This is a genomic window from Bradyrhizobium sp. ISRA464, from assembly GCF_029910095.1.
Classification (GTDB): Bacteria; Pseudomonadota; Alphaproteobacteria; order Rhizobiales; family Xanthobacteraceae; genus Bradyrhizobium.
Genome location: NZ_CP094526.1, coordinates 6,616,184 through 6,632,721, shown reverse-complemented (window position 1 = coordinate 6,632,721; position 16,538 = coordinate 6,616,184). Strand labels below are relative to the sequence as shown.

14 protein-coding genes and 1 pseudogene are annotated in these 16,538 nt (G+C 59.2%); 10 read left to right on the top strand and 5 right to left on the bottom strand.

Going from position 1 to position 16,538, the window contains the following annotated elements; translation table 11 throughout:
* Nucleotides 1-104 precede the first annotated feature (104 nt).
* On the bottom strand, nt 105-311 hold the full coding sequence (locus tag MTX19_RS30915; protein WP_280980661.1) for a transposase: 207 nt from the start codon (nt 309-311) through the stop codon (nt 105-107).
* 595 nt (nt 312-906) lie between these two features.
* Here MTX19_RS30915 and MTX19_RS30910 point away from each other — a divergent pair.
* The 5 genes and pseudogenes from MTX19_RS30910 to MTX19_RS30890 all read left to right on the top strand — a co-directional run.
* Nucleotides 907-1,100 (top strand): annotated as a pseudogene (locus MTX19_RS30910) (IS5/IS1182 family transposase); the annotation flags it as partial.
* A 1,462-nt stretch (nt 1,101-2,562) separates the two neighbouring features.
* A complete protein-coding gene (locus MTX19_RS30905) occupies nt 2,563-3,342 on the top strand; it encodes a phage Gp37/Gp68 family protein (protein WP_280980660.1) in 780 nt (259 codons plus the stop codon).
* Nucleotides 3,343-3,524: 182 nt separating this feature from the next.
* Nucleotides 3,525-4,784, top strand: a complete 1,260-nt coding sequence (locus MTX19_RS30900) for a three-Cys-motif partner protein TcmP (protein WP_280985624.1) — start codon at nt 3,525-3,527, stop codon at nt 4,782-4,784.
* A gap of 605 nt (nt 4,785-5,389) precedes the next feature.
* On the top strand, nt 5,390-7,303 hold the full coding sequence (locus MTX19_RS30895) for a ribonuclease H-like domain-containing protein (RefSeq protein ID WP_280985623.1): 1,914 nt from the start codon (nt 5,390-5,392) through the stop codon (nt 7,301-7,303).
* Nucleotides 7,288-8,358 (top strand): adenylosuccinate synthetase, encoded by a 1,071-nt coding sequence (locus tag MTX19_RS30890; protein WP_280985622.1) that lies wholly within the window; start codon nt 7,288-7,290, stop codon nt 8,356-8,358. The genes MTX19_RS30895 and MTX19_RS30890 overlap by 16 nt, the downstream gene beginning before the upstream one ends.
* Here the strand turns inward: MTX19_RS30890 and MTX19_RS30885 are convergent.
* Nucleotides 8,322-9,071 carry a hypothetical protein gene (locus tag MTX19_RS30885; protein WP_280985621.1) on the bottom strand — a complete coding sequence of 250 codons (750 nt, stop codon included), beginning with the start codon at nt 9,069-9,071 and terminating at the stop codon, nt 8,322-8,324. The two genes, MTX19_RS30890 and MTX19_RS30885, sit on opposite strands and share 37 nt — an antisense overlap.
* Before the next feature lie 37 nt (nt 9,072-9,108).
* Between MTX19_RS30885 and MTX19_RS30880 the strand changes: the two genes are divergently transcribed.
* Nucleotides 9,109-10,158 (top strand): hypothetical protein, encoded by a 1,050-nt coding sequence (locus MTX19_RS30880; RefSeq protein WP_280985620.1) that lies wholly within the window; start codon nt 9,109-9,111, stop codon nt 10,156-10,158.
* 135 nt (nt 10,159-10,293) lie between these two features.
* Nucleotides 10,294-10,542, top strand: a complete 249-nt coding sequence (locus tag MTX19_RS30875) for a hypothetical protein (RefSeq protein WP_280980653.1) — start codon at nt 10,294-10,296, stop codon at nt 10,540-10,542.
* Nucleotide 10,543: 1 nt separating this feature from the next.
* On the opposite strand, the gene rlmJ is transcribed toward MTX19_RS30875, so the two are convergent.
* Together rlmJ and MTX19_RS30865 are read right to left on the bottom strand one after the other, a co-directional pair.
* Nucleotides 10,544-11,365, bottom strand: coding sequence for a 23S rRNA (adenine(2030)-N(6))-methyltransferase RlmJ (gene rlmJ / locus MTX19_RS30870; RefSeq protein ID WP_280985619.1), 822 nt, complete (start codon nt 11,363-11,365; stop codon nt 10,544-10,546).
* Nucleotides 11,366-11,553: 188 nt separating this feature from the next.
* Nucleotides 11,554-11,871, bottom strand: coding sequence for a hypothetical protein (locus tag MTX19_RS30865; RefSeq protein ID WP_280980651.1), 318 nt, complete (start codon nt 11,869-11,871; stop codon nt 11,554-11,556).
* 12 nt (nt 11,872-11,883) lie between these two features.
* Here MTX19_RS30865 and MTX19_RS30860 point away from each other — a divergent pair, with 12 nt between their 5' ends.
* A complete protein-coding gene (locus MTX19_RS30860) occupies nt 11,884-13,026 on the top strand; it encodes a hypothetical protein (RefSeq protein WP_280980650.1) in 1,143 nt (380 codons plus the stop codon).
* A 225-nt stretch (nt 13,027-13,251) separates the two neighbouring features.
* On the opposite strand, the gene qatB is transcribed toward MTX19_RS30860, so the two are convergent.
* Complete coding sequence (qatB, locus tag MTX19_RS30855) at nt 13,252-14,013, bottom strand: Qat anti-phage system associated protein QatB (protein ID WP_280980649.1); 762 nt, start codon at nt 14,011-14,013, stop codon at nt 13,252-13,254.
* A 157-nt stretch (nt 14,014-14,170) separates the two neighbouring features.
* Here qatB and MTX19_RS30850 point away from each other — a divergent pair, with 157 nt between their 5' ends.
* Nucleotides 14,171-15,181 (top strand): GH25 family lysozyme, encoded by a 1,011-nt coding sequence (locus tag MTX19_RS30850; RefSeq protein ID WP_280980648.1) that lies wholly within the window; start codon nt 14,171-14,173, stop codon nt 15,179-15,181.
* Between the two features lie 92 nt (nt 15,182-15,273).
* On the top strand, nt 15,274-16,278 hold the full coding sequence (locus MTX19_RS30845; protein ID WP_280980647.1) for a serine protease: 1,005 nt from the start codon (nt 15,274-15,276) through the stop codon (nt 16,276-16,278).
* The last annotated feature ends 260 nt before the right edge of the window (nt 16,279-16,538 follow it).

The following is a 16,538-nucleotide window of genomic DNA, read 5'->3' as shown; positions in this document are numbered from 1 at the left end:
ATGGTAGGTTTGATTATCTTGGGAGGCCGCCTGTTTGGCGGCCTCTTTTTTCGTGTATACTCTTCGAGGCCGTTCGCCCGTGCCAGGCTTTCGTTTCAGCGCAGTCATCTGGCAGCGCTACCGCTCGGCCGAGTATCACGGCGCCAGGCGAACGGCCGCGACGGGTGAATGCCGATCCGATGGGCGATCGCCGAGACGCTCGGATCTGGCTCCAGCGCCTCAGTCACAACTTGCGCTTTGAACTCGTCCGACCAGCGTCGGCGAAGCTGCTGCGGCGCTCCCTGAAGACGGCCGGCGACCGCTTCGATCATATGGAAGGTTCTAGTTCCAGAACTAGGCGGACAGAGAAGCTCACATCGGCTTGCAACACAGCAGCCGATAGCCAATCGTTCCCCAATCCGCCAGGCGAAGTCTCCTTGCCGCTTACATTCGCGCCAGCACGGCGTCTTCGACGTGGGCGCCGCGCTTCTGCGGAGTGATTTCCCTGCGGTAGGCTGCCGAGTGGTCCGACTGTGAACGCCAGAACCCGACAGGGCGCGCCTCAACATCGCGCCGCAAGGGTCTTCTCGTCTAGCTCGATCTTTCCCGGTCGCAGGCGGACGGGTCCTACGCGAGCCTTCCGAAAATAGCGAGGAGAAAGGCGCGTAAGCGCCATTCTCCTCTTTCGGGGAGGAACGCACATTTTGCGGGCTATCCGAGAATGTTTTTCATGAGAATCGGTTTAGCAGACTATTTTTCGCAATATGGGATGAGATTTCGGTCCCAAGTGGGCTATCGTGAAGGAAATTCACAAGGGGATGGTTTTTCAAGGACGATTGGGTGAGCGCGCAATTTTCAGGGTCGACGAATGTTTATTCATGACCGGAGACTACCCGAAAGGGCAGCCCTGGCGGGTTACGCCGCGCCGCGGTCATCCTGTCCAAGGCCGGCCGCGCCGGGCGCATCCCTCATGACGCCGAAATGTACAAATGGCGCCATCTCGTCGAGAACTTCTTCTGTTCCCTCAAGGCATTCCGGCGCATCGCAACTCGCCACGAAAAACCGATGCCAGCTTTGCCGGCCTTCTCAATCTCGTCGCGAGCTTCCTCGCAAGCCGTTGACTGGAAACAGGCCTTAGTACGGTCCTGAGCGACGTCCCAAAGGATTTGCTGCCGAGGACAGACTCGTTTCTGCTGCTGAAGGATTCGAAGTCGAGCGATGCGATCGAAGGTGAAAGTTCCTCAAGATCGTATCCAACGATGGGGCCGCGCCATCGGTGAGGCGGGTCTCCGACCATCTCCGCAACCACCGCTTTTCGATGGGAGGACGTTGGGACGTAAAGCTTGAGCTTAGGAATCCAATGATCGAGGAGCATCCTAGTCCGCTGGATTAATCGTTGGTCGAGAATCGCCGCCAGGTCGCCCAACCCGTATACCTGTGGAACGAGCGCGCGTAGACGGGCGCTGCCCCGGATCGTTCGCACCAAGTATTCGCGGCCCAACACATGCGGTTTTCGGACCCCAAGAGTTCGCAGTCTCGCGCGAATTTTGAGCGCTATCGGCGCATCGACCCCCATACTTGTCATCAGATAGTACGTGTCGGCCTGCTTCCTCGCCACGAGCTCCGTCACGACCTCGAGCTCTGCCGTTAGGTCGCTTTCCTTCAGCCGCCTGTGCGGATCGGACGCGTGTTTGCATTGCACCCTCGCGTCCACAGCGCCGTGGAGTCCATCGACCAGGAAGACGGCATCTTGACCCCCGTCCTGCGCCTCTCTGTAGACTTGGACGGGCGGCCTTAGGACTTCTTCACAGACCTGGGAGCACATGCCTTCCAGGCGATCGTCTCAAGGGCGAGCGTCGACCAGGGGCCTTCGGCTCTCGCCTCGCCGGGGTAGCTCTTTTGAATGTCATCCATAAGCTTTTGTTGCCGCCGTTCAACGTGAACGATCACGATCTCCGAGCCGCCGATGAGCTTCAGGACGGCCTCTTCTAGCAACGCATTGATGATCTTGCTACCTTGAATGGAAGAGCCCTAAACGATCACCGCATGCCTGTTGCGGGAGTCTTCCAGGACAGGAGCCGTCGCCACGCTGCTGCGATGCAGGAAGGCTGAGAACTTGTGGTGCTCCAACGCCAGGCGGCTTTTCAGTGCTGACCCGGATCGGTTGGCGTGGCGGCCGACAGATACGTCGGCGCTCTCCCGCCTCTACGCGAACGATACGAATTTCTGTAACATTCGGTCGCTGTTTTTCACGTTACTCCACTATGCGAACCCGAAGCCCTATCGTCAGCCAAAGCCAAATGGTCTGTTCCTGAGGCCCCGCGGTGCGAATTGAACCGGCGCAAGTTCTTCGAAAGAAAGCGCCACGGTCAAGCGAGAGAGGGCGACCCGCGCGCTCGCTGCCGATTTGAGCGAGACGCCCGTGACGGCGGAGTCGACGTTTGAGTTGCCGTGTAGGCCCGTTCCTGATATGTTCCAGTCACCGTTCGATGCGTCGGAAGGCTCAAACCGGGTGTTAACCGATGCTTTGCTATAGCCGGTTTCGGCTTGCTGCGACGGATGCGGCATTATTCGGAGACGGTCATGGCCGAGACACAGATCGAATGGACCGATGCCACCTGGAATCCTGTAGCCGGATGTTCGATCGTCAGTGCCGGCTGCACCAACTGCTACGCCATGGAGATGGCGAAGCGACTTCAGGCGATGGGCGTCCCCAAATACAAGGGGCTTACGCGCCGTAGCGGGAGGAGGACTGTTTGGAACGGCGTCGTCCGAGAGGATCCGGACGCGCTTGAGATTCCTCTGCGCTGGCGGAAGCCCCGCAAGATATTCGTCAACTCTATGTCGGACCTATTCCACGAGCGCGTCTCCGACGCCTTCATCCTAAGGGTTTGGGACGTCATGGGTCGCACACCACATCACCACTACCAGATTCTCAGTAAGCGGCCCGAACGCATGGGTGAATTGATCGAAGCGAAGATCGGCAAGGTGTTACCGAACGTCTGGCTCGGCACCAGCGTCGAAAACGCGGACGTGGTCAACCGTATCGATCATCTGAGATCCATTCCGGCAGCGATCCGCTTCATATCGTTCGAACCGCTGATCGGTTCGGTCGGCATGGTGAACTTGAGAGGAATCGATTGGGCTATCGTCGGGGGCGAGAGCGGCAGGTCGGCCCGGCCGATCCGCGAAGAGTGGATCGATGAGATCTTCGACCGCTGCGCAGCGTATCATACAGCGTTCTTCTTCAAGCAATGGGGCACGTGGGGGAAGGACAACAGGCGCCGCTCAAAGAAGGCCAATGGACGGATCTACCGCGACCAGGTCTGGGACGAGATGCCTCGGTCCGTATCGTTCTCCTGACGGCCTCAACATTCCTTTGGCGCTGTCCGGGCGGGCGGATCGGCTCGGTCGGAGCGGCGTAGCAGGCCACGCGCGATACCTTGGGGTCTGTGGACAGCAGGGATGGCCGCGTCGAGCCTCGCCAGGCCGAAAGCGAATCGAATAGGCTGATTTTCCGGAATTCCCCGAGAAACGTCGGCGACATGAGCGGACAGTACGCCTGGAAGCTGGGTGAGCGCCCTCCCGTCCTGGGAGAGCATAGCCTCGCGAAGCACGAAATCTTCGAACACTACGTGAAGATTTACATCGATCGCGTCACGCGGACGCCGAGCCAGACGATGCTCAATCTGACCATCGTCGATGGCTTCTGCGGCGGCGGCCTTTATCGATCGGGATCGAGAGAGGTGGACGGATCGCCCCTACGGCTTTTGAAGGCCGTCGAGGCCGTCGATGAGGCGCTGGGAGCCGCTCGCGCCAAGGGGTTCGATCTAAGGGTCGATTTTTTCTTCATCGACGAAAAGCGTCATCACATCGACTTCCTTGATGACGTGCTTCGCAAGCGCGGGTACGGCTCGAGGATTGGTCGGGATGTTTTCATCCGGCGAGCCACCTTCCAGGAAGCGCTTCCCGAGGTCGTGGCCCACATCCGCAAAAAGGGCACTGCGCAGCGGTCGCTGTTCTTCCTCGATCAATACGGTTGGAGCGACGTCGCCCTCTGGATCATGCGCGAGATCATGAGCTCGATCGAAAAGCCGGAAATCCTCCTGACCTTCGCCGTGGACGCCCTCATCGATTTCCTATCGGAAAAGACAAACGAGACGCAAGCGCTCCTCAACGTCGAACTCGACAGGGAAGATGTCCGCGCGTTAACGGGCCTACGCGACGACGATGGTTGGCGCTATCTGATCCAGAACGGTCTCTATCGCCACATCCGCGATCGGGCCGGCGCTCGGTTCTACACTCCCTTCTTCATTCGCTCAGTGGAGGCTCACCGGTCGTACTGGCTTTTGCACCTGTCCAAGCACCGGCAGGCGCGGGACGAAATGGGAAAGCTGCATTGGCGGCTGAACAACCACTTCCAACATCACGGGGGTGCGGGTTTCCATGCTCTTGGCTTCGATCCGTCGAAGGATCTGCGACAAGGCATGCTCACATTCATGTTCGACGACGATGCACGGAGGCGCTCAGAGGCGGCGGTTCTGGAGCAGTTGCCGCCCATGATCCATTCTGCGAGCAGGGCGGGACGCGGTCTTCTCGTGGAGGAGCTGTTCGCCGGCAATTGCAACGACACGCCTGTGACTTCGGAAATCCTCCAGAAGCAACTCATTTTCCTTCGCGACGAGGGCGAATTGACGATCGTCGCGCCCGACGGATCGAAGAAACCCAGAGCGAAGACGATAGGGTGGGAGGACCGTTTGTTTTTGCCGGATGAAAGATCGTTGTTCAGCAAACTGGGTTTTTGAATTTCGCCGCTTGGTTACGATCACGGACGGGGTTGCGGGTCCAGATACCCCTCTCAACAGAGAGAACGATTGCCGGGGACGCTTTCAAGTTCGCCTCCGACACCACGATCGCCGTGGGCCCCGCTTCGCCTGTCCCGACGCGAGCCAGTCTGCCCTGTTCCTCATTCCGCACGGTTAGCCCGGCCCAGCGATCGGCTGGCCGATTAGCTGACTTTTCGGGGACATCGCGCTTAGCCGGGTGCGGTTAAAGATCAGCAGTGCGGTCGTGGCGAAGGAATACTTTACCAGTTCGCGGTGGGAATACGGTCGTTTTTCGACATTTTTGCATTAATAAACAAGGACTTGGGAGGTGCGGGGCGCCCATTTTATGTCTATGTCGCGGATTATGCAGGTCGGGGCTCGCGGCGTGCGCGATTTCCAGATAGGAAGCACGGAAGCGGCGAGATTCGAGAGAATCTATCCGAGGCGTTTCCGACGAAACCCAATCTCCTGTGGAGCTTCAGGGGGTTCCGTGAGTGGGATCCGGAAAGCGACTTTCGGCAAGGAACGTTCGGGGATAACCTCGATGAAGTCGTGCTGCGGCGCGCGTGAGGCGGAGCGACATCTTGTTTTCATTATTCGATGCGGAGGGGGGCAGCAAGCCGCCGACCTCGCGGACGCAAGCGGTCCAATCTGCCCGCAAGAGTGCTCCGCCGGACGTCAACTTGTCGCCGATTCTCTCGCGGGAAGCTCGGGTCCTGTTCCTTGACGTCGAGACTACCGGCCTCAGCTGGTTCTACGACGAGATCACGATCATCGGTTGGGCGATCGATGGCGCATACAAAGTCTTGGTGAAGGGCGAAGATCCGGCGCCGTTGCTACGGGATCTCGCCTCCGCCACCGTCCTGGTAACGTTCAACGGCACTCTTTTCGATCTTCGATTTCTGCAGAAGACCTTCGGCGAGCTCGTGCTGCCGGCGGTTCACGTCGATCTGCGCTACCTTTCGCGCCGGGTGGGACTGGCTGGCGGACAGAAGAACATCGAGAGAGAGCTCAGGATCGACTTCCGGAGCGATCTCGAAGACGTCGACGGTGCCGCAGCCGTGCTTCTCTGGCACGACTATTTGCGCGGAAGTCTACCTGCGCTGCAGAAGCTCATCCTGTACAATCGCAGCGACGTTCTAGGGATGGCTGCCATCCTGGACATCGTGATGGCTCGGCTCAATCTGCAGCGCGATTTTTGGCTTCAGCCTCAGGCGTTCGAGGAAATCGCCCGGCGCATATTCGGCGAACCGGTGCCGCTGATCTCGGATCGGTCGCTCCGACCCGCCGTGACGTTCCGCAGTTTCGCGTCGATCTTCTCCGACACCGCTGCCGAGCGCGCCCGGATCGTCGGCATCGATCTGACGGGTTCGGAAAAGCGGGGCTCCGGGTGGTGCGTGCTGGAGGGCGCGAACGCCGAAACACTCACGGTACATACTGATGAGGAAATGGTTGGTCGGATTATCGCCCTCACGCCGGATCTGGTCTCCATCGATTCTCCGCTCTCGCTTCCGTTCGGACGTACGGTGGTGACCGACGACGATCCGGGACGCAAGCAGTACGGCATCATGCGCAAGTGCGAGCGCGAGTTGAAGCGGCGCGGCGTCAACGTTTATCCTGCGCTGCTGCCGAGCATGCAGGGACTGACTCGCCGCGGAATGCTGCTTGCGGCTAGGATCCGAAGCGAAGGAATCGCCGTCATCGAGAGCTATCCGGGCGCGGCTCAGGACATCATGGCCATTCCCCGCAAGGGGGCTGGCATCGAATACTTGAAGCGCGGACTATCCGACTTCGGCATCGAAGGATCATATATCTCGGAAGAGGTCACGCATGACGAGCTCGACGCCATTACGGCGGCGTTGGTCGGCTCGTTCTTCCTTGCGGGCAAGTATGAAGCGCTCAGCGGTCCGACCGAGGGTGCTTTGATCGTGCCGAGGCTAACCGACGGCGTCGATGCTCCTCTCGTCTTGGGCATAAGCGGGCGCATCTGCTCCGGAAAGACCACCGCCGCAAGGATGCTGGAAGAGCAAGGCTTCGCCTATACGCGCTTCAGCCTGGTCATCGACGACGAGATCAAGGAGGCGGGAGAAACTCCCGATCGCGCGATGCGTCAGCAGTTCGGTGAACGGATACATCGCGAGAAGGGCCAGAGATGGCTCTGCGAGCGCGTTCTTCGGCGTGTCGAAGGCCAGAGCCTGATCGTGATCGATGGGCTTCGTTTTCCCGAGGATCGAGCCTATTTCGTGGAGACGTTCGGTGCTCGTTTCGTTCATCTCCACATCTCCGCCCCGGACGATGTCCGCCGCGCCAGATATGCGGAGGATGCGGCCGTTTCGTTCGAGGCGGCGGATGGCCAGCCGGTCGAAGCCGGCATCGCACCGCTCGCGAAGTTGGCTCGGATACAACTAAAGAACGAAGGAAGTCTGTCTGAGTTGAAGCAGTCGCTTGATCAGCTTCTTTTGGAGATCTCGAAGAGCGGCAAATGCCTGTCTCAGTAGTCGTAGGCGGTCAATACGGATCGGAAGGAAAAGGCAAGGTCGCGCTCGCGCTCGCTCGCGAGAAGGCCGCACATTGCGTCGTCCGTGTCGGCGGCACGAATTCGGGGCATACTATCATCGACGAACGAGGAGAGCCTCGTTCCTTCCGTCAGTTGCCTGCCTCCGTCTTCGCGAAAGACACCATCGCGGTGCTCCCGCCCGGAGCCCTCATCGACGTCGACATATTCGAGAAAGAAGTCGCCGAACTCGGGTTGGGGCCCGACCGTGTCAAGGTCAGCCCGTTCGCTAGTCTGATCTCTCCGGAAGATCGCGAGAAGGAAAGGTCGACCGGGCTCGTTGATAGGATCGGCTCTACCGGTTCGGGAACAGGTGCCGCCCTCGTACGTCGCATCGACCGCGGTTCGGCCGTCCGCTTGGCGAAGGGGGAGCCGAGGCTGCACCCATACATCGACGACACGGCTCGTATGATGCGCGACGTTCTGACGAAGAACGAGCGCATCGTCATCGAAGGATCGCAGGGATTCGGACTTTCGGTGCTCCACGGAGGCTTCTACCCGCACGCGACCAGCCGGGATACGACGGCCGCAGCTTTCGTATCGGAAGCCGGTCTGAGTCCGTTCGACGTCGACGAAATCGTGCTCGTCTTACGCGCTCATCCGATCCGGGTGGCGGGTACGTCTGGCCCGCTCGAGGACGAGATGAGTTGGAAGGACCTCGCGGCCGAAGCCGGTTTGTCCGAGGACTACCAGGAACTCACCACCGCGACCAAAAAAGTGAGGCGTGTCGGCCGCTTCGAGGTCGACGTGGTGCGAAGGGCTATCGCCGCCAACCAGCCGACGTCGATCGTCTTGAACCACCTGGATTATGTCGATCGTGCTCATGGCCGGGACAAGCGAAGTGGACTTGCGCGCGAGTTTCTCCTCCGCGTGGAGTCGTCGATTGGAGCGTCGATCACGATGGTCGGCTTCGGACCTGATTCCTTGGTGCCGCGATCCGAGTTCGAGAAGGACGGCCGAACTCATCCGACTTCGAGACATTCCCTCAGGGCCGTCTGAGATATCTGTTCGATCGCGTGGGCGAGGGCCTGTGCATGTTGGCCTTGCGCCACTATCCAAAAGTGCCGACACGATCCGCGGCGCGCCAGGAAATGCCGCAAGAGGGGAGCATCCGGAAATCGCTCCTGGAATTTGGCCTTCAGGACTTCAGCTTGACGCGCCACCGTCGCCGTCCTGTTGAGGTGGTGATAGATGACCAGCGAGTGACCCGCACTCCAGAACTCCGCGATCTCGTTCCAGAAGACGTATTTCCCGCTCTTCGGAGAGTGTCGTTGGACCGATGCGGTCTCGAGCCCGTTGTCCGGATCTAGAAAGACCAGCTGGTGATCCTTTGCGCTAGCGAGTGCCTTCTTAAGCCAAGCAGCTCGGAATAGAGCACGTTGCGCGCGGCTCAATCCCGTATCGCTGCGGCGGTCGGAAATCAGATTTGTAAAAAAAGAGGTGTCGGGAGGTAGAATTCCCGCAGCTGCTACCGAACGTACGCTCCTCTTCCTCTTGTGAATAAGGCGAGCGAGCGCGGAATGGAGGGTCGGATCGAGCCGTGCAAGAGCCTCGTCGCGGAGGTAGCTTATATGTCTCCCGTCTGCGTTGTGGTCTTCGTCCGAATACAAGTACCATATGACTGCGATTCGAAGCTTGGTTTCTCGGGCGATAGCTCTGAGCAGGGCGTACTTCGCGAAATCGCCGATGTCGCCGACGTATCGGTTCTGCATCTCGTTCCGGAACCTCTTCCCAAGAAAACAGCCAGCAATGAATTTAGCGAATCTACCAAAGGACGGTGACGACGCCAAAGCCCGTGCCATCAGGTTCGAGAATATAGATCCATTTCCCAACGTCCCCCGTGCCCTGCTCTCCTCATTCGAGATTGCCGACTATGCTCGCGTCACGGGAATGATGTGGCCGTTTGCCGAGAAGCAGCTCAAGTCGGCCTCCTACGAAGTGTTCATAGGCGGGGAAGTGATCTGGTGGGACGGCAAGGGACGGAGGCAAACGAAAATCGTCAAGAGAGGGACGCCACTAGTTCTGGAAGCAAATTCCATCGTGTTCGCTCAAGTCGAGCCAATCTTCAGGTTGCCGAATTACATTGCCATTCGTTTCAATTTGAGGATCACGCATGTCCATCGTGGCTTGCTCCTCGGTACGGGGCCCTTGGTGGATCCGGGATTCCATGGAAAGCTTTTGATACCTCTCCATAACCTCACGTCCACCGACTACGCCATCGACACGAACGAAGCTCTGATATGGATTGAGTTCACCAAAACTTCGTTCGGTTATCAACCGGAGGTCGAAGACGATCTAGCTGCCCAGCGAGACGCGCGGAGTTTCAAGGGTTTTCCCCCCGACAAACGATACCTGGATCCTGACAAATACCTGCGAAAAGCCAATGCCGGAAATCCGATTCAAAGCTCGATCCCGAACGCAATTGCAAAATCGGCCGATTCGGCGCGTAAGGCCGAAAAGAGCGCAAGAAACATCCAAAATATAGGGCTGATCGCTGCCCTTGTCGCCGGTGCAGGCATCGCCTTCGGACTTTACCAAATCGGCCAGCAGTTCACATCGATGGTGCAGAATTCCCAATCACTCATCGCGTCGATTTCGACGGATGCGAAGGCGATGGCCGAGAAAATCACAACGTTGTCGGCAGACAACAAGAGCTTAGCTGACGAATCGGCCGAATTGAAAGACGCGAACGAAAAACTAAATGTCCGCATGAACGAGCTAAATGCGCAGTTGGAGAAGCTGAATTCCCCACCAAGGAAGCGGGCTAGGAAAGCTCTTGCGAAGGCAAAAAGACCCTGATCGAGACGTTCACATAGGCGATTGTCGCACACACAGGTATCGAATCCTATTCAATTGCCTCCGTTCGGCTGCTATATAGGGCTCATGATCGTTCGAAGAGTACTGATTGCCTCATTCGGCCAGATGACGGTCACTATGGATGTGATCGACGAAAGCGCTGCATCGGGTCAAGGCATTTCTCCTCAATTGGTCCCCGCAGTGTGGCGCAGAGCCGCCCGACTGATCGGGCGCTTCGGCGCTGATAAGGCGCTGGCGGAGCTCGATCGGCGCGCGGAGAGATGCGTGGATCGACGGGACGTACCTTCGGCGGTGCGCTGGCGCAACTTGATGGCAGCCATCCACGCCATCAGTTCGGATCAATGCGATAAGTGGCGGATGAACTAGTTCAGCTCGGCCTGACCCACCACTCGGTCGAGTATCCGGAACCGGTCCCCTCGAAGATCGGCTGAAGGGCCTTACATATGGCGTGCACGTCCTTTTCGTATTGCCAAGGTGGATTGAAGATGACGACGCCGCTCCCGATCAGCCCTTCCTGGCTCTTCGCATAGGCGAGAAACTCGACGCAGAACGTCGGGACTTCCGCGACGACGAGCTTCCTGAGCTTGTTGATTTGACTGCGTCCTTTGATCGGGTACCAGAGGGCATAGGTCCCTGTCGGCCATTTGCGGAGCCCGGAATTGAGCGCCTCGGCCGCGAGGGCGAGTTCGTCCGGATCCTCGAAGGGGGGGTCCATGAAGACGAGGCCTCGCCGTTCTTTGGGCGGAACGAAGGCATAAACCGCGGCGAAGCCATCTCGCTGGTGGACAGCTGCGCGGCTGTCGCCCCCTATGAAATCCTTGAGGCGCGCGACCGGTCCGGGTTCCGACTCGCAGGCGACCAAGCGGTCGTCGCGGCGGAGCATATGACGAACGATCGCCGGTGAACCTGGATAGAACCGCAGCCGGTCTGGATTGAAGTGTTCGACGACTCCGAGATATCTCTGCAGGGCCCGCGTCCGCTTCGGATAGACGAGGCGGATCCCGCGATCGGCCTCGCCTGTCATTGCGGCCTCAGGTGACTCGAGGTCATACAGGCCGGATCCGGCATGCGTATCGACCACGCAGATTGGCCTCGGCTTCAACTGAAGCCGGTCGATCAGCGCGCACAGCAAGGCATGTTTGAAGACCTCCGAATGATTGCCTGCGTGAAACTCGTGACGGTAGTTCATCTCATGTATGCCAACTTTGCACTAGCCGCGCTTGATCCGATGTCGGTGCGATGACCCGACAAGAAATTTTGCGAGCGCCCAGATAGGCACGTTCGCTGGCTTCTCGGCAAGCGAAGCGACCTCGATCTGCCTAAATTCTCGTGCCGTTTCCTCCCGGTCGAGTCCGAATTCGTCCCGGACTCCGCCGCTCAGGATGCCCGCAGCGCGGCCGCTACGATGTCGAGCACGCGCGAGGACAGTGAGCAAAGGAGGAAAAACCCCAAGAGAGCGAGTATGGTCCCAGGGGCGCTGCGGACCGCGACGAGCACGATGAGTTCGTTCCTCGCCTTCAGTCTATTTGCTTCTCTAGCCTCAAGTTTCTCTTCCGCAGCCCGCGTCGGCAAACTCCGCAACAGGGATTCGACGTCATCTCGCACGTTGCGCAAGAGGGTGGCGCCGACGTATGACACTACCGTCGCGCCGATGACGCCGACCGACATGGCCAGCAAAAGCGCCGCTTCCAGCATGAGGACTTTCAAATGTCGCCTCCCAGCGATGAACAGGCTCAGGAGCCAGGCGAGGACCCGCCGACATTCTTGGCGGAAGTCGATTTCGCAGACAGCGAAGCTGTAGCCGAAACTCGCTCGGCCCGATACCTGGTTGGGGGTAAGGACATAGATCCATTCCCGGACATTCCGCGCGCCTTGCTGTCATCCGAGGACGTCAAGGCATACGTTCGGCAGACCGGGATGATACATCCGTTCGCTGAAGGACACCTCAAGTCGGCTTCCTACGAGGTCGGCGCGGGCGGACGCTTCATCTATTGGGACGAGAAAGGCGAGAAGATCTCCAAGCCAATCGAGAAGGATGGCACCATCACGCTGCCTCCGAACTCCATTAGCTATGTCCAGGTCGACATCACGTTCCGTCTACCCCAATACATCGCGGTACGCTTCAACCTGCGGATCACCCGCGTTCACCGCGGGCTCCTTCTGGGTACCGGGCCCCTGGTAGACCCAGGATTTCATGGCAAGCTGCTCATTCCTCTTCATAATCTGACGTCGGACGAATACACGATACGCGGCGACGAAGGTCTGATTTGGATGGAATTCACCAAGACCTCGCGCAAGGCGACGGAAGGGATCGTCAGGAATCGCGTCAAGGAGAAGTTCGAGCCGATCGAGCCACGCAAGAACGACCAGCCGCCCGAGTACTATTTCGATCGGGCCAGCAAAAATCGGCCGATCCGGAGCTCGATTCCGTTAGTGGTCGCCGAAGCCCGCTCTCAGGCCAAGGATGCGGTCGATGCAGCAACGAGGGCGGAGCGGACGAACAGGATCTTCGTCGGAGGCGGTTTGTTGGCGGTCGCTGGCCTCGTCATTGGCCTATTTTCGTTCTTCGAGTCCGTGAAGGCCAACGTGATCGCCGCAGTCAATCTTGCGTCGAGCGTCTCGATCGCTGCGACACAAGCGGCGTCCGATGCCAAGAGAGCGCAAGACGACGTAAAGGACCTTCGGACGGCGGTGGACGCCATCGGTGCAAAGGGATCCATAGATGAGGTCCAGCGGTTGCGAACCCAACTCGAGGAGACGCAGATCGAACTACAGGTCCTGCGACGCGAGATGGATCGTATCAATCAACGAAGCAGACCCGAGACGAACAGGGACGACGGGGCAAAGTAAACGAACCATCCTCTCCAGTGTTGCCGTCGTGGCCCGGTGTTTTATTTCGCGCCAGTATTTGAGCCGCCAGTGAGCTTCCTGCTGGACCACGACGCGGCGGGAAAGCAATATCCATCTCGAGCGACGAGGAGGCGCCTTTCTCGACGATCACGCAGGACGTCTCCTTCCTGCGCCCGGTCGAGCAGCGCCTCGGCCGCAAGTCTGCGATCTACTCGGGCAACCAGCTCAAGGAGAACGTCGACAAGCTCGATGCTGATGATTGCGCCTATGTTCGTTTACACAGGCTCTGGCTCGCCCAAGCGCGGCCTGAACGACGCGTGCGACGCGCCCGGTCGTGAGGGTGCCTCCAGCGGACTTCAGGTTGCGGAACGAAGCGGCGACTGTCTCGGCGATGTAGGCCCTCATCTGCTCGCGGCGCGCCATTGCAACGGCCGCGGTCGGCGCTCTCTCGAGCAGGTGCTTGCCGACATCCAACGCGAAGCGTTGGGCGACGTCGATGGCGGTGAACTTCTCGATGACAAACTTGCGCTCGTCGTCCGAGAGATCGAGCAGATCCGCGTCCGGGTATTCCGCCAGCAGCTCGGACATCGCGTCGTGGATCGAGGCGCGCTCGGCTTCGGCGTCCAGCGTACCGTCGACGGGTTTGACCGCTTCGATGATCGCAGTGGCGATCTCCTCCGTCGAGCGACCGGTGAGCGCGGAGCGTGCGCCGCGCCGGCCGCGGTAGAACGCATGTCCGAGCGATCCCGCCGTCTGAGTAGTGCCGCCGAAGCGTCCGGTCGTGATGTTCGATCCGCCGTATCCGCTAGGGACGTAGTGCCCGAGACAGCGGCTCAGATCGGGAGCGTCGCCGCGTGGGCCGTGGATAAGAAAGTCGATCCGGCCAAGCTTGCCGCCGCCGTCCTCGCAAGCAATCCCACGGTAGTCGTGCCGTGATCGGTGGCTGCGACGCGCGAAGTAACGCGTTCGGTCCGCCCGCTTTGTCAATTCTCATCTCTCGGCGGATTAAGGCGGGAGCACGACGCGGTCTTGACCTGGCTCTTGACGCCGAACTCGGCGGGATCGGGAGCAAAAAAGCGCGCGGACTTAGTTGCCGTTCCATTGTATGGACATTACCATAAAACCTTATTGTTAGGAGGGGATCGTGTTTAAATCATTTCGTTGGTGGAATTGTCCAGTTCGGACGATAATCGTTCTCTCCCTCATTATCGTCATGAGCCCGCCAGTCGCTTCGGGCCAGGAAGGCAAGACGCCGTTGACGAGCGATGCATCGCGCGGCGAGCTCTTCGAACTCATGGGGCAGGTCGTCGAAGGACAAACTCCGGCCGGCGAGTTCAGTCAGTTCGCTTTTCGCTCCAATTTCCGCTTCGCTCACGATGCGCTCTGGCGCAATCCAGTTCTCGAGGAGGATGCTCGCGCCGATCAAATATTCGGTATCGATATCTCGCATCATCTGACAGACAAATGTCGCTGCAAGATCGATTGGTCCCTGCTCGCCGATCAGAAGGTTGCCTTCGCATACCTTAAGGCTACGCAGGGCGTCAGCTACTATGACCGCTCGTTCGAGCCCAACCTCGATGGCATTCGGGCGCTCCCAGCCGGGAAAAAGATTGACGTGGGTGCTTTCCACTTTCTCTCCGCGGACGGCGCCGGTGAAGACCAGGCGAAGAACTTTCTGGATGTGGTCGGTTCGAAGTTGGGTAAGGACGACCTCACACCGTCCCTTGATGTGGAATGGGATGTCCGCACGGACGCGTCCGGAAAGGTTATTCTCGGGCCGGATGGAAAGCCGAAGGATTTCTGGAAGGGTACCGACGGCGCCGTGATACTCGGTCGCGTTCTGGCGTGGCTGAAAGTCGTTCAAGCGCGAACGAACAAAGTGCCGATCGTCTACACGAACGCACTTTGGTGGGAGGAACGCATCGGAAAGGCGGGCAGCATCGAGCAATCGCTGTCTCAATATCGAGTTTGGATCAGCGACCTGTCCTCGAAGGGCCTGAAGGTCGAGCAGCCGTACATCTACAAGGGGAAATGGCATCTCTGGCAATTCACCTTCACGGCGACGGCGGAAAAAGGAGGGCTGCCGACCGCTCGTACCGTCGATGCGGACGTCTTCGACGGTAACGCCGCCGACTTCGCAAAAACGCTCAAATAGATGCTCCGATGCGGAAATCTTTTGTAACGAGGCATCGGGCCAAGCGATGGGCTCGATACGGCCGGCTTGTCGCAACTGCGACCGTCTGCTCGATGCAGGCGGCGGTAGCTCAGCAAAACGATGACACGGGGCCGGTGATCTACGCGACTGAAGCCCCGGGCGTCGTTCGTATTCACGCGGTCGGGGTAAAAGCCGACGGCTCGATGGACGGTGAAGACGGATCCGGCTTCGTCATCAGTCGGAGCGGTTACGTCCTGACGGCGAGTCATGTGATACCGGACGACGCCAAATACACGACGCTCATCTTGGGGGGTACACTCGGTCCGACAACAGCGGATGCAAAGCCGTCCCGTCTCGAACTCGTCAAGCGGAGCGATTCCTACGACGTGGCGCTGCTCCGGTTCGTCACGCCGCCCTCGCGTCTTACGGTCCTTCCTCTGAGGCGCAGTCCCGCGAAAGTCGGCGAGCTGCTTTTCGTGCTCGGCTATCCGCTAGGCTTGCCGGATGCACACTTTTTGGACGGACGAGTGGGCGCAGTCGCACAAGACGCCATAACCACGAATGCGCTCGTTGATAAGGGCAACAGCGGCGGCCCGGTCGTTGACGCACATGGGTGCGTGATCGGCGTCGTCTATGGTGCGATCACCAGCCGCGAAGGGCAACCGGTCTACGGACTCAAATTCGCAGTGCCGGTCGTTTCGCTCGGCGCCATCCTTCCGCCTGATGTCTCTTCATCGCAGGTCCAGGGAGCCAAGCAGGCGGCGGAGGTCATCCATGTTTCGGATGCTCTCTCCAGAACGCAAACCGATCACGCGCTGACTGGCGAGACCGTGAAATCTTATCATGACGTCATCCAGGCACGCGATGGGTTCGCCATCGAAGCTATCGAAGCAGTCGGGCGCGAAAGCCTTAATCCGCCGAGCCTACAGTTTCCGACGCCGGTGATTTCCGCAGACAAGAGGTCGATGAGTTTCGATTATAGCCTCATCAGTGGGCCGATCTACGATCAGCGGCGCGGCTGGATCGATATGACCATTGGCACACGACAGCGGCGCATGGGACCTGCGTCCGCCTCTGCTCTGGACGGCTGCGAGTAGACTTATCGTCTCGTCGCCATGACAAGGGTCCGGTAACATGAAGAGGTGGTCTTCGAGCGAATGAGGTGAGCGGCGCATAGATCGCGCCACTCGGCTTCCTAGAACTTTATCTTGGGTATTAGCTGCCCCGGATTGTTGATTACGGAGTTGGAGCCACCCCTGATTTGTCTTGGATTGTTGATGATCGAATTCGGGCCACCTGCAATTTGCCCTGGATTGTTGATTACGGAATTCGGTCCGCCGGTGAGTTGCGACGGATT